Genomic DNA, 14,261 nt, shown 5'->3' with positions numbered 1-14,261 from the left:
ACCGGTAATTCATATATGAATCAGAGAGGCTACATTTCATCAATTAGCGTGATGATGTCTTTAATCGACATGAGTTGTGCATCAGCTTCCTTCGCGCGATGATGTTTTAAGATGCTGGCTGCTGTTTCTTGCATGGCTGGGAACGCACTGCGCGTTAACTGATTGGCATAGATAACGATGTTGATACCATGCGCTGCCAGCTGTTCTTCCAATACACTATGATAGGAAGTAGGCACTACCACAATCGGGGTGTTCTTATCTTTTTGGCGAAAGGCATCACAAAAGGCAAAAATTTCATCCGGTGTTTTTTGTCTTGAATGAATCATAATGCCATCTGCCCCAGCCGCGACATACGCATAAGCACGTTGTAATGCATCCGCTATGCCTTTTTCAAGAATCAAACTTTCGATACGAGCGATGATCATAAAGTCCTCGCTTAGCTGTGCCTGTTTCCCGGCTTGGATTTTTTCACAAAAATGGGCAATGCTGTCTTGTGTCTGTTCTACATCATTACCAAATAAAGAGTTTTTCTTTAATCCTGTTTTATCTTCAATAATAATTGCCGAAACGCCAAGACGTTCCAAGGTTCGTACGTTGTATACAAAATGTTCAATCAAACCACCAGTATCGCCATCTAATATGATGGGTTTGGTAGATACATCCATCACATCATCAATGGTACGTATGCGGCTGGACATATCCACCAGTTCGATATCAGGTTTTCCTTTTGCGGTAGAATCACACAGACTGCTGATCCACATGGCATCAAACTGATCAAGTTCTTCTTTGTTTTGCACAATTGTTTTTTCGGCAATTAAAGCCGTAATGCCACTGTGGACTTCCAGTGCTTTTACGATAGGACGCAGCTGTAAAAGCTGACGCAATCGTTTCCTTCGAAATTCAGGCATAGCTAACTTATCATGCATCACTTTATCGATATGCTGTACCTTTTCCGTGCGTGTATAAGGAACCTCAATGAGTTGTCCTCCCCATGTTGATAGAACCTTAAGCACGTTATCACGTATGATTTTTTGTTCGTTCGTCTTCCAATTATCACCATGAATGACATAATCCGGTTTTAACTTTTGTAAGTTTTCGGTATATGAAACCGTGGATTGCGCAACAACATGTGCAACGCCATCCAACTTTTGCATCATTTGAAAACGTTCATCAAAGGTAATTGTCGGAAAACGATCAAACTTTATCAATGCCTCATCTGTTAATACCCCTATCGTGAGCTCTCCATAGGCCTGTGCTTCTTGAATAATATGAAGATGTCCTTCGTGAATGACATCGGTACTAAAACATGCATAAACACTTTTCATGTTAGTATTCTCCTTTCAAAACGCTCATAAATTGTTCTTTATTTTCTACAGCAGTTTCTTTCGGTCTTCCTAAGTCAGCACGAGAACCTACTGCAACACCGATTTCGATAAATACCGGTCCTTGATAGTTTCTTTGTAAAGTGCTATCCAATTCTTGTAAATCAGTAATATAGAGAACATGTTTATAGCCCATGGCCTTTGCGATATCATAAAGGGGCGTCTTAGCACATTGTGTCGGCATGCCACCAACGGATTCATGAGCAAGATTATTAAAAACGATATGGATAAGGTTCTCACAAGGCTGTTGGGCAATATAGTTCATAGAACCCATGTGCATCAGCGCAGCTCCATCGCCATCAAAACAAAAGACACGCTTATGCGGACACTTTAAGGCTATACCTTGTGCAATCATAGAGGCATGTCCCATAGAGCCTACGGTTAAGAACGCTTGTTTATGATGACCTAATATAGCATTGCTCTGTTCATAAACCTCTCGGGAAATCTTGCCGGTCGTACTGATGATGACATCTTCTGATTGCAGTGAAGAAATAACGTGTTGAATGGCTTCTTCTCTTCGTATATGGAAGCCATTTTGAAAGTGTAAGGTTTCTTCGCTTTCAAGAGCACCTTTTTCCACAACGATGGCAAATTGCTTCTTCGCTTGAAAACATGTCTGTGCTTTTTTTAGTATCTGTGAAAGGGAGAAGGCATCATCGTCTTTTTTCAACACGGCATAGGGAATTTCTAACAGCTCTAACATAGGTAAGGTGATCGCTCCCTGAAACTTATGCTGTGGTTCATCTGCATATCCGGGCTGACCGCGATAGCCGATGATGAATAACATTGGAATCGCATATACCTTTTCATGCAGCAGACTGGTGATAGGATTTACAGCATTACCTAAGCCACTGTTTTGCATATAAACACAAGATATCTGACTGCTTGCTAAATAGATGCCAGCTCCCATAGCCAGTGCTGCACCTTCATTTACAGGCACATGATGCTGTGCAGGGCTCTTGTGCAAGTATAAATAATCACAAAAGCTTTTTAATGTGGAATCTGGAACACCAATATAATCGTGGATAGCAATTGCTTCTAAAGCATTTATCAAAGTTTCTGCTTTCATCTGTTTTCCTCCATATACATGCGTAAGACTTTTTTAAAGTGAAGAATATCTGCATCGCTGATTTCCCCTATATTACCAATCCTAAATGCATCTATACCAGGTAATTTCCCAGCATATAACAAGAAACCATGGGCTTTAAAAAAGTTGTAGAAATGCGTAAAATCAAAACCTTTCGGACACAAATATGTCGTTATGACACAAGATTGCACGTCAGGCTCTACTAAGGTATGGAAACCATACTTCGTCATACTGTCATGCAATTCTTTTTGGACATGCATATAGCGTTTACGACGTGCTGGAATGCCTCCGTTTGTTATCAGTGTTGTCAAAGCTTCTTGCAAAGCTAACATGACATGCGTTGGTGAAGTAAAGCGAAATGCGCCTTGGGTTTCTTCCATAGAGCGATATTGTTCGTACAAATCTAAGGACAGGCTAACAGCACAATGCGGACATGTATCCAAATGTGCTTTTCTGGCAAAGATGATAGCTACTCCCGGTACACCATGCAGACATTTATTCGCACTGGTTATCAGATAATCAATCCCTGCATCTGCAATAGCAATCGGTGCAGAGCCAAAACTGCTCATGGCATCGACAATGCTGATTTTGTGATAGCTGCGGATACATTCTTGTATACGGTAAAGATCATTCATCACACCTGCCGTTGTTTCACAATGCACATAGGCAACATGGGTATAGCGAGGATCGGCTATCTGCTCTTTTACTTCATCGAGTGGTAAAGCTTTATCCATAGGATAATTTTTTAATGTAAATGGGATATGAGCAGTTTCACATATTTGTGCCATGCGGTTTCCATAAGCTCCATTCGCTAAAATCAGAACATGCTCATCTTGACGAATCGTGCTTGTTAAGACACTTTCTACTCCAAAGGTTCCAGAACCTTGCATGAAAATCAAAGCGTATTGCGCTGGATGCACTTGTCCCAATTCGCATAGTTGTTCACGCAAAGATTGGATTATCATACGATATTCATCATCTCTAGTGCCAAGATCTTGTAACATTGCTTGCTTTACAGCAGCGCTGGTTGTTAAAGGACCCGGTGTTAATAAGACAGTAGGCTTCATTTTTAGCATCTCCTTTTGATGAATCATATAAGATAATTATATGTTCAATATCGTTATGATAATACATAAATTGAACAAATACAAGGAAAATATCAATATAAATGTTTTTTCTATCTGAATTAATCGCTATAATATGAACAAATAATAGCCTTTGTAACTAGCCGTTTGCTTCTTTCTGTATAGGATAGATACTATCCGGGAATACCTTAAGAAAGGCAGTGATAAAAAACTTGATGCAATGCTATTTACAAAAATGAAAACGGAAACATTGATGTTGTAAGCAGATGATAGTATAATGAAATTACAAGGTGAGGAGGTCGATTTTATGAAAAAGACCATTATTACAATCAGTAGAGAATTTGGAAGCGGCGGTAGAGAAATCGGCAAAAAGCTGGCTGAACAGCTGAATGTACCTTTCTATGACAAAGAACTTATCGAAATTGCTGCAAAGGAAAGCGGATTAGATAAGGAATTGTTTGAGGAAGAAGATTCTCGTACAAGCAAAGGTTTCCGTTTATTAGGTGCTCTTGGTTATTCCTTAGGAGGACCGTTATCAACAATTACTGAACTTTCCTTGAATGATCGTCTGTTTCTGGTACAATCACAGGTTATTGAGCAGGTGGCAAAGGAAGGCGCATGTGTTATTGTCGGACGCTGTGCAGATTATGTTTTAAAAGATTATGATACGGTATTAAATGTATTTATTCATGGTAATATGAAAGAGAAAAAAGAACGCGCTATTCATTCTTATGAAGTAGATGAACGCGATATTGAAAATTCTATTCATAAAATTGATAAGCGTCGTGCGAATTATTATGAGTATTATACCGATCGTAAATGGGGCCGTGCAGAAAATTATGATATTTCATTAAACTCCAGTACCTTTGGTATTGATGGTTGTGTGGAAATCATTAAAGAAGTTGCGGTCAATAAGAGTTTATAAAAAGGATGTGCATATGTTGAGCCTTCTAAAACAGAGGGCTCTTTTTGTATGAAAAAAATCCTTCAAATAGTGATAAGAATTCTGGGTATAAATCATAAATCGGTGGATATTTATTCATATTTACTACGTTTGTCATTACCTTTTTGATCATTCAGATGATTACGAAGGGAATGACTTATCATGAACGCTGAAATATGGTATGATAATACACGTAATAATTTTCAGTTATGCTGATGAGGTGATGATGATGTCTGAAAAAAAAGTAGTTCGTTATAAATTAGTGCGCCATAAATGGCCGGATGAGATAGAAGCAGAGAAGAAACAAAGGAAAAGACGCATTGGCATAATTGCTCTATGTGTTATTTTCTTCTTTTCTGGATATGGTCTTAACCGATTTTTAAGCCGTTCAGATGTCACCAATGATAAAACTTTTGCTAAATTGAGTGAAGTATATACCATCATGAAAAATAAATTTTATTTTGGGAAAGATAAAGAAGACTTCAATGAGCAACTGATCAATGGAGCTATCAAGGGTATGGTCGATGCCGGCGGTGATCAGCATACGATGTACCTGAATAATGAGCAAAGTGAAAGCTTTACAAGCTCTATGGAAGGCAGTGTTGTCGGCATTGGTGTTACAATGTATGCCTTAGATGATAATACGTTTATCATCTCTGATATTATTAAGGATTCACCGGCAGAAAAAGCAGGACTTCATGCAGGTGACCAGATTTATGCAGTAGATGGCAAAGTATTAAAAAACACTTCAACAGAAGAAGTGGCTAAAAAAGTTAAAGGGGAAAGTGGCACAAAAGTGAAGCTGGAAATCATTCGCAGTGGAAAACATATAGAAAAAACGATTACCCGTAAAAAAGTAAATGGAACTGTGTTCAGTGAAATCAAGGGAGATACAGCAAAAATTGAACTAACGACTTTTGCGGAAACAAGTGGTGATGAATTTGGTCGCCATTTAGAGGATATCAAGAAAGCAAAAGTTAAGCATTTGATTATTGATTTACGTGATAACAGTGGAGGCTATTTAAAAGCGGCACTACAGATTGCCAGTTATTTAATGCAGGATGATCAGGTTATTTTTAAGGAAGATGATCATGATGGCAATATCACGGAATATAAGACATTGAATGGTTATGAGCATTATACCTTTGATAAATTATTGATACTAGTCAATGGTGGAACGGCAAGTGCATCAGAGGCTTTAACAGCGGCTTTAAAAGAACAGGCGCAAGCAATCGTTATCGGTGAAAAAACATATGGTAAGGGTACGGTACAGATTCCATTACCATTTAAGGATGGCAGTATGCTAAAATACACAACCGGTGAATGGATAACACCAAAAGGTAATAAGCTTAATAAAGTTGGAATTACTCCGGATATCAAAGTAGCACAGGAAGCGGCATATGTAACAGGCATGCCGCAATTAGATAAAGAAGAATTTGCTTTTGATACCGTAAATGAAGCGGCATCTCCCGTACAGATCTACTTAAAGTTTTTAGGATACGCAGTTGATCGTACGGATGCCTATTTCTCTTATACCTCTGCAAAAGCATTAACACAGTATCAAAAAGATCATGAATTGAAAGCGGATGGAAAGATTCGCGAAGAAGTCTGTAGATCACTGGTATCAGACTGCCTTAGAAAATGGCGGAGTGATCCATATAAATATGATTTACAATTAAAGAAAGCGATGGAAATAGCAAATGAAAAATGAGGAAAAGCTATTTGATTTAGTATCAGAATATCAGCCTCAAGGAGATCAACCTAAGGCAATCAAAGAGCTTGTAGAAGGCATAAAGGAAGGAAAGAAACAGCAGGTTTTGTTAGGGGCAACCGGAACGGGTAAGACCTTTACGATATCGAATGTCATTGCACAGGTCAATAAACCTACGCTAGTGTTTGCGCATAATAAGACGTTGGCTGGACAGCTATATTCAGAATTTAAAGAATTCTTTCCTAATAATCGTGTGGAATATTTCGTATCTAACTTTGATTATTATCAGCCTGAAGCCTATATACCAAGTTCTGATACCTATATTGATAAGAATGCCACAACCAATATGGAATTGGATATGCTTCGAATGGCAGCCGTCAATTCGATACTGGAACGAAGAGATACGATTATTATTGCGTCTGTAGCCTGTATCTATGGTGCCAGTAACCCAGAGCAATATCGGGATATGTTTTTCAGTATTCGCGTAGGGGATATCATAGATCGTAAGGAATTAATGGGGAAATTAGTAGCACGTCAGTATCAGCGCAATGATATGGATTTAATACGTGGTACCTTCCGTGTACGTGGTGATGTGATTGAGGTGGCACTTGGACATACCGATTCTTATATCTTGCGTATTGAGATGTTTGATGATGAAATTGAACGTATTTGTGAAGTAGATCCTTTGACTGGTAAGGTACAAAACGCCTATACGGTATATGTTGTGTATCCGGCAAGTGGCTATGCGACAAAGCAAGAAATTATCAATCGTGCCGCAGATACGATCGGTGCGGAATTAGAAGAACGCTTAAAAGAACTTGATAATGAAGGAAAGCTGCTAGAGAAACAGCGCTTGGAACAACGTACTCGTTATGATATGGAGGCATTGCGTGAATTTGGCGTATGCCCCGGTATAGAAAACTATTCTCGTCATATCGATGGACGAAAACCAGGGGAACGTCCTTATACCTTATTTGATTACTTCCCGGATGATTTTTTATTGGTCGTAGATGAAAGTCATGTATCTTTGCCACAGATTCGTGGGATGTATAATGGCGATCGGGCAAGAAAAGAAACTTTGGTGAATTATGGATTCCGTTTGCCAAGTGCATTGGATAATCGACCGCTGCGTTTTGAAGAATTTGAAAAAATGTACCATCAGGCAGTCTTTGTTTCCGCAACACCGGGAGATTATGAAATGGAGAAGACGCATGGTGAAGTCATTGAACAAATCATACGTCCTACAGGATTGTTAGATCCTAAGGTTGAAGTTCGTCCAACACAAGGACAAATTGACGATCTGGTGGATGAGATAAAAACACGGATCGCTCGTAATGAGCGTACCTTGATAACCACATTAACCGTGCGAATGGCAGAAGATTTATCCAGCTACTTGAAAGGGATGGACTTTAAGGTTGCCTGGCTGCATCATGAAGTAAAAACAATTGAGCGAACGGAAATCATCCGTGATTTGCGTCGTGGGAAATATGATGTATTGATTGGTATCAACTTGCTAAGAGAAGGTCTGGATATTCCGGAAGTTTCCTTAATAGCGATATTAGATGCGGATAAGGAAGGCTTCTTGCGTAGCGAACGCTCTTTGATTCAGATCATTGGACGTGCTGCCCGTAATGCGCATGGTGAAGTTATCATGTATGCCGATACGATTACCGGCAGTATGCAGAAGGCTTTGGATGAAACAGCCAGAAGACGTGAAATCCAGATTGCTTATAATAAGGAACATGGAATCACACCAAAAACAATCATCAAGCCGATTCATGAGGTTGTTCGCAGTAAAGAAACACAGGAAATGACGGCGAAATATATGAGCAAAAAAGCCAAAGTAACAAAGAAGGATAAAGAAAAACTCTTAGTAAATTTGGAAAAGGAAATGAAAGAAGCGGCAAAAGTGCTCGATTTCGAGCGAGCTGCGGAATTACGCGATATTTTGATTGAATTACGTAATTCATAATCACTAATAAGGAAGAAGGAGATGGGGCAATGTTAAAAGATAAGGATAAGAAGTTAAATCGTTTGACGATGAAACACATTATATTCATCATCACCTATACCATTGCCTTGGTTTGGGTCATTTTACATATTGATCAGGTCATGGGTACTTTACAGATGATCATAAATTTATTAAAGCCATTTATTTATGGTATTATGATGGCATTTGTCTTTAATCTGCCAATGAAGTACTTTATGAAGAAACTGCCTGCATCCTTGGGTAAAGGTAAACGTGCAGTGGCAGCCTTGTTATCATTGATCATTATTATAGGTGTGATCACCTTTATCTTTTGGATTGTCATGCCGCAAGTAATTCACAGTGTTACCACACTGGCAAATGCATTGCCGGGGTATTTAGAAGAAGTGCAAAAGAATATTCAAACGGCGATTGAGAATAAACAGATACCGGAAGAAGTTTTAAAACAAATTGAAACCTATGCGATGGATATTCAAAAAATGACGGTTAATATCGTAAAGAATGGGTTGCCTCATCTCATTGATATGGCAAGTGGCTTTGCGAGCAGCATTGCGAATATCTTTATGGCTTTGGTGATTGCGGTCTATCTGACAATTTCCAAAAACCGCTTATTAACCCAAGCAAAAGAATTCTTATATGCCTTTACATCAAAGCGGGTAAACGAGTATTTACTAAAGGTTGCACATTTAACCAATGTAACCTTTGCTAATTTTGTTACCGGGCAATTAGTAGAAGCAATCATCATCGGTATCCTTTGTTATATCGGATGTCTGATTTTACAATTCCCATATGCGCCGATTCTTAGCGTAATCATTGGCTGTACAAATATTATCCCTATCTTTGGAGCAATCTTCGGTGTAGGTTTAAGTGCCTTGCTTGTTGCTTTTGTTGATCCGCTGCAAGGAATCTTCTTTATTTTGTTCGGTATTTGTCTACAGCAATTTGAGTCTAATCTCATCTATCCACGTGTTGTGGGGAATACAGTAGGCTTATCTGGCTTATGGGTGTTATTTGCAATCACGGTAGGCGGAGGTTTCTTTGGTTTTGCCGGTATGTTATTGGGCTTGCCGATTTTCTCCATCATCTATGCTTTATTGCGTGAAGAAATGCATCGGCGAAGCAGTTTGAAAAGACAAAGTGATGAAGGAGAAAAGTCAAAGCAACCTTTGCCAAAACAAGCATCATAAAAAATAAACAAGGCGGTAGGAAGTCATACATTCTTATCGCCTTGTTTTATGATCGGTGTTTGAGCTTTCAAGAAGCGTTTCATAGTGCTGTATGACTTCTTCATAAAAAGCATTCGTTTCTTCCACAGAATAAACCATTTCTGTGTCCCATAAATTCGCTAAAAAGTCATAAATACAATGATTTAAACTATTCTCCTTAAAGAAGAAGGTGCTTTTATCCATATCTTCTCCGTAATAGAAAATAATATTCGTTGGAGAATAACAGCTGATAGAAAGGATGCTTTCAAAAGAAAAGTATTCTTCTTTTAATAGGAAGTCAGCTCTATTATCTTCTTGATTTTGTTTTAAGATCTTACGCAGGACATAAAGGCGTTCTGCTAATGTGGTTGGTTCATATAAAAAGGAAGGTATTTGAAAATCACGTCCATTTTCCATAAACAATAACACACCTTGCTTCGTAAAATAATTTACGGAATTTTAAAACGTCCTGCTGCAGCCAAGGTACAATTAAGTACAACGAAAAAGACGATGTATAAAGGACAGAAATCTTCCTTAAAAGCCAGCGTCTTACCTTCAAAAGCATCTCAGAATGTTATTTGGTCGAGTAGTAATAAAAAAATTGCAACGGTGGATAAATATGGTAAAGTCAGCGCAAAAGCCACAGGAAGTGTAACCATTACAGCGAAATCATTGAATGGGAAAAAAGCACAATGTATTGTAAAGGTTGTAAATGCTCCTTCAAAGGTGACTTTAAATTATAAGAACAAAACATTGAAAAAAGGATCTTCTTTTACCTTAAAAGCAACACTGGCACCGAAAGGAACCATTCAAACAGTTACCTGGTCAACATCTAATAAGAATGTTGTGACCGTCAGTGCAAAAGGAAAGGTTACAGCTAAGAAAAAAGGAACTGCCTATATTTATGCACGTAGTGTAAATGGCAAAAAAGTTTCCTGTAAGATTGTTGTGAGATAATGCTAATTGAACAGCATGAGAAAATCTGCTGTTCTTTTTTAATGCAACCAAACTTTTAGGAAGTTTCACCAGAAAATTACGGGGCAACTTTAGGGGAATGAAAAAACAAACAAGAAATTTCAGACCCCTAAAGATTTTGGATACCCCCTTTTTTTATGCCATCAGCATTCTGTCAAAATGGAGGATATCTGTTATAATACATACAGAAAGTGAGGGATTTTATGCTTTATATCATTTCACCGACAAAAACAATGAAAACAACGACCCATTACAAACCATCTGCCCTGCCACAGCTGTGGGAAAAAGCAGAGTTGCTTTTAGCGAATATAAAGATGTTAACAGTAGAAGATATTATGCATTTCATGCATGTGAAAGAAGCATTGGCTATACAGACAAAACAACGCTTTGATCAATTGTCTTTTCATGAGAATGGCTATTGTGCAATAGAAGCTTATGATGGCTTACAATTTAAATATATGCAAATGGAAAATTTAGCGATGAGCGAGCTTTCCTATCTTCAGGAACATCTGCGTATCCTAAGCGCTTTTTATGGCATTGTCAGACCCTTTGACAGTATTCAACCTTATCGCTTAGAAATGCAATGTAAACTAAAGGTACAAGATTATAACGATCTATATGCATATTGGCAAGATACTTTGGCTAAAGTATTGCTAAAGGAAGTTCATACGCATAAAGAGAACTATCTTTTGAATCTTTCAAGTAAAGAATATGAGAAAGCAATACGTCCCTATATTCCAAAAGAACAATGGATTGATGTTATTTTCCAAGTAGAAAAAAAGGGAAAACGTAAAGTTGAGGCAACACAGGCCAAGATGGCAAGAGGACGCATGGTTCACTTTTTGGCACAGCGACAAGTAGAAACTTTGGCAGAAGTTTATCAGTTTCAAGAAGATGGTTATCAGCTAGATAAGGAACGAACTGGAAATCAGCAGATCGTATTTTATAAAAAAGGATAAAATGATAAGATTTTAAGGTAATCCTGTTTGCATAGAGATTGATTCCTTGATAAAATTTAAACCGTTCTAGAAAGGAGTCAAAAGAATGGATTATATAAAACTTATCGGTATCGTTATCATCGTCGCTGGCTTTGTCATGAAATTTGATGTTTTAGCGACCGTGTTGATTGCCGGTTTTGTAACTGGCTTGGTATCCGGATTAAGCTTTATGGAAATATTACGCATTATGGGAGAATCCTTTGTGAATAATCGCTTGATGTCGATTTTTTTGGTGATTTTTCCTGTTATTGCGATTATCGAGCGATATGGACTTAAGGAACGCTCTGCTTATTTGATAGGGAAGATTAAAAATGCATCTGCCGCCAAGGTATTGGCTTTGTATATGATCATACGCAGTATTGCCAGTGCCGCAAATATACGAATCGGCGGACATGTAGAATTTGTACGCCCTTTGATTTTGCCGATGTCAGAGGCGGCAGCAGAGAAGGCTAAGGGGGAACCCTTAAATGAAAAGCAAAGAGATACATTAAAAGGAATGACAGCCTCCATTGAGAACTATGGGAACTTTTTTGCGCAAAATCTGTTTCCTGCCGCAAGTGGTGTCTTATTGATACAGGGAGCGTTAGCAGAAGCCGGCTATGGAGAAGTTACGATCAGTTCTGTAGCAGCAGCTTCCATACCGGTGGCCATAATTGTCCTGTGCTTAAGCTTTGTGCAGGTTTGGCTAAAGGATAAGAAATTGCGAAGGAGGGAAGAATAAAATGGCGGCATTCTTAGATTATGCAGCGGAATTTATCTTTATCCTTTGTGGATTTATCAGTTTTAATGCAGCCTATCGGGCTTTGGAAAATGAAAATGCCAAAGTGGGGACGACATTGTTTTGGAGCATCCTTGGGGTTATCTTTATGTTTGGTAAGGTGTTACCCTATGAAGTGTGCGGCATCTTGTTATTAGTGATGGGCGGTTTGACCATGACCCATCAAGTACAAGTTGGTACATTTGCGCCAGTAGATCAAAAAGCACGTCAACAATACAGTGAAAAAATTGGTAATAAGATATTTATACCGGCGGTGTTGGTAGCGGTTGTGGCGTTGATATTGTCAAGAGTGAAACTTGGTGAATTAGCGTTACCCGGTGCGGTAATGGTTGGAACAGGATGCATCCTTGCTTTATTTACCGCTATGTTTATTTGTCGTCCAAACTTTCAGGATACACGCCATGATACGGCTAGATTGCTGATGCAGGTGGGAAGTGCCTCCTTGTTGCCACAGTTGTTAGGAGCATTGGGGCAGGTATTTACCAAAGCCGGTGTTGGCGATGTCATATCAACAATGATGGCTGGTATCTTGCCAGAAGGCAGTATCTTCTTTGGTGTGGTTGTCTATTGCCTTGCGATGGTCATTTTTACGATGATCATGGGAAATGCTTTTGCGGCTTTTTCAGTTATAACGGTAGGGATAGGTATTCCATTTGTGATTGCTCAAGGCGGTGATGCCAGTGTTGTTGGAGCTTTAGGTATGACGTGTGGATATTGTGGAACATTATTAACACCGATGGCGGCAAATTTTAACATTGTACCGACGGCCGTATTAGAAACAAAGGATAAATGGACCATCATCAAAGCACAGGCACCAATGGCTTTGTTGTTGATTCTCATTCATATCATCTTGATGCTGACCTTAGCTTTTTAAAAAAGTTTAAAAAGCTTTGATTGGCACAGAATAAAGCGTATGGAAAGGAGCACATACAGCACATAACAGCTGTATCATAAGATTATGAAAATATTAGTAACAGGTTTTGATCCGTTTGGAAAGGAAAGTATCAATCCGGCAATTGAGGCAGTGAAACGTTTAGATGATGAAATTGCGAATGCACAGATCATAAAATTAGAAATACCAACGATTGCCCATACATCTCTTGCCGTCATCAAACAGGCGATTGAAGACCATGAACCGGACATGGTGCTATCCATTGGTCAGGCAGGAGGCAGAAGTGATATCACGGTAGAGCGCATTGGTATCAATATTGATGATTATCGCATTGCAGATAATGGTCATCAGCAGCCTATCGATGAAAAAATCTTTGCGGATGGTCCGGATGCTTATTTTGTTAATCTGCCGATTAAGGCGATGGTCAAAAGCATACGCTCTGCAGGTATACCAGCCTCTATATCTAATTCAGCAGGGACCTTTGTGTGCAATCATGTTACCTATGGCGTTCGCTATTTATTAGAAAAACGTGGAAAAGGACAAAAAAGTGGGTTTATTCATATTCCATATCTCCCAAGTCAGGTTGTTGATAAACCAAATCAGCCAAGTATGGCATTGGATATCATTGTAAAAGGTATTCAAGCGGCGATAACGGCAATGGTTGAGCAAGCAATTGATGTTAAAGAAAGTGAAGGCACGATTTGTTAATGAAACAGATATTTGTATATGGTTCTTTACGTAAGGGAATGTATAACTATGAACGCTATCTGAAAGGGAAAAGCCGCTTTGTTGGATATGGATATGTAAAAGGCTGCCTCTACGCATTAAAAGATGCGGCGTATCCGGCATTGCTGGATGGTGATCAAGATGTCTTTGGTGAAATTTATGAGATTGATGAACAGGTTGCATCAGCGATTGATGAGCTGGAGGGCTGTCATAAAGATGCGTTAGGGGAGTACTACAAAGCACGAAAGATAATACGTACAACACAAGGCGCACTTTTAGAATTGGAAGTCTATTGCTTTTCCTTGGATTATGAAAAGAATGCGGAGCGTTTAAAAGCGGTAATTCCGCATGGAGATTTTGTGAAATATGTTAAGGAAGAAAAGAAAGAGGCAATATAAGAGATAGAAGCAAATAGCAAGCAGATTGACACATGAAGGATCTAGGGACGTATTTGATATTGGTCTATGTGAAAGATATAGGAAATCTCTATAT

General features: G+C 38.8%; 14 protein-coding genes. 10 read left to right on the top strand and 4 right to left on the bottom strand.

The genetic code is table 11. The features are described 5' to 3' along the window. Positions 1-29: 29 nt before the first annotated feature. From aepX to EDD61_RS11890, 3 genes are read right to left on the bottom strand one after another with little or no spacing between them, the layout of a single operon-like run. A complete protein-coding gene (gene aepX, locus EDD61_RS11900; protein WP_132225562.1) occupies positions 30-1,325 on the bottom strand; it encodes a phosphoenolpyruvate mutase in 1,296 nt (431 codons plus the stop codon). A 1-nt stretch (position 1,326) separates the two neighbouring features. After that, positions 1,327-2,451, bottom strand: a complete 1,125-nt coding sequence (gene aepY, locus EDD61_RS11895; protein WP_132225560.1) for a phosphonopyruvate decarboxylase — start codon at positions 2,449-2,451, stop codon at positions 1,327-1,329. Continuing rightward, entirely contained in the window at positions 2,448-3,536 is a 1,089-nt protein-coding gene (locus tag EDD61_RS11890) for a 2-aminoethylphosphonate--pyruvate transaminase (RefSeq protein WP_132225558.1), read from the bottom strand. The genes aepY and EDD61_RS11890 overlap by 4 nt, the downstream gene beginning before the upstream one ends. Before the next feature lie 325 nt (positions 3,537-3,861). Here EDD61_RS11890 and EDD61_RS11885 point away from each other — a divergent pair, with 325 nt between their 5' ends. From EDD61_RS11885 to EDD61_RS11870, 4 genes are all read left to right on the top strand, one after another. Next, on the top strand, positions 3,862-4,479 hold the full coding sequence (locus EDD61_RS11885; RefSeq protein WP_008691257.1) for a cytidylate kinase-like family protein: 618 nt from the start codon (positions 3,862-3,864) through the stop codon (positions 4,477-4,479). A 247-nt stretch (positions 4,480-4,726) separates the two neighbouring features. Next, on the top strand, positions 4,727-6,208 hold the full coding sequence (locus EDD61_RS11880) for a S41 family peptidase (protein WP_243642726.1): 1,482 nt from the start codon (positions 4,727-4,729) through the stop codon (positions 6,206-6,208). Then, on the top strand, positions 6,198-8,180 hold the full coding sequence (gene uvrB, locus EDD61_RS11875; protein ID WP_008691259.1) for an excinuclease ABC subunit UvrB: 1,983 nt from the start codon (positions 6,198-6,200) through the stop codon (positions 8,178-8,180). The genes EDD61_RS11880 and uvrB overlap by 11 nt, the downstream gene beginning before the upstream one ends. A 29-nt stretch (positions 8,181-8,209) precedes the next feature. Continuing rightward, positions 8,210-9,382: an AI-2E family transporter gene (locus EDD61_RS11870; protein ID WP_132225554.1), complete on the top strand. Its 1,173-nt coding sequence runs from the start codon at positions 8,210-8,212 to the stop codon at positions 9,380-9,382. Positions 9,383-9,415: 33 nt separating this feature from the next. On the opposite strand, the gene EDD61_RS11865 is transcribed toward EDD61_RS11870, so the two are convergent. Beyond that, the gene (locus EDD61_RS11865) at positions 9,416-9,817 is read right to left on the bottom strand and encodes a hypothetical protein (protein ID WP_008691264.1); all 402 of its coding nucleotides are present in this window, start codon (positions 9,815-9,817) and stop codon (positions 9,416-9,418) included. Positions 9,818-9,832: 15 nt separating this feature from the next. On the opposite strand from EDD61_RS11865, the gene EDD61_RS11860 reads away from it, so the two are divergent. From EDD61_RS11860 to EDD61_RS11835, 6 genes are all read left to right on the top strand, one after another. Then, positions 9,833-10,357 (top strand): Ig-like domain-containing protein, encoded by a 525-nt coding sequence (locus EDD61_RS11860; RefSeq protein WP_132225552.1) that lies wholly within the window; start codon positions 9,833-9,835, stop codon positions 10,355-10,357. 221 nt (positions 10,358-10,578) lie between these two features. Next, complete coding sequence (gene yaaA, locus EDD61_RS11855; protein ID WP_132225550.1) at positions 10,579-11,334, top strand: peroxide stress protein YaaA; 756 nt, start codon at positions 10,579-10,581, stop codon at positions 11,332-11,334. An 85-nt stretch (positions 11,335-11,419) separates the two neighbouring features. After that, a complete protein-coding gene (locus EDD61_RS11850) occupies positions 11,420-12,094 on the top strand; it encodes a DUF969 domain-containing protein (RefSeq protein WP_008691269.1) in 675 nt (224 codons plus the stop codon). 1 nt (position 12,095) lies between these two features. Next, the gene (locus EDD61_RS11845) at positions 12,096-13,025 is read left to right on the top strand and encodes a DUF979 domain-containing protein (protein ID WP_132225548.1); all 930 of its coding nucleotides are present in this window, start codon (positions 12,096-12,098) and stop codon (positions 13,023-13,025) included. Positions 13,026-13,109: 84 nt separating this feature from the next. Beyond that, positions 13,110-13,751, top strand: a complete 642-nt coding sequence (pcp, locus tag EDD61_RS11840) for a pyroglutamyl-peptidase I (protein WP_132225546.1) — start codon at positions 13,110-13,112, stop codon at positions 13,749-13,751. Further along, positions 13,751-14,167: a gamma-glutamylcyclotransferase family protein gene (locus EDD61_RS11835; protein ID WP_132225544.1), complete on the top strand. Its 417-nt coding sequence runs from the start codon at positions 13,751-13,753 to the stop codon at positions 14,165-14,167. The genes pcp and EDD61_RS11835 overlap by 1 nt, the downstream gene beginning before the upstream one ends. The last annotated feature ends 94 nt before the right edge of the window (positions 14,168-14,261 follow it).

Origin of the sequence: Longicatena caecimuris (assembly GCF_004341945.1) — a bacterium.
Classification (GTDB): domain Bacteria; phylum Bacillota_I; class Bacilli_A; order Erysipelotrichales; family Erysipelotrichaceae; genus Longicatena; species Longicatena caecimuris.
This window is presented reverse-complemented; position numbering and strand designations above follow the sequence as displayed.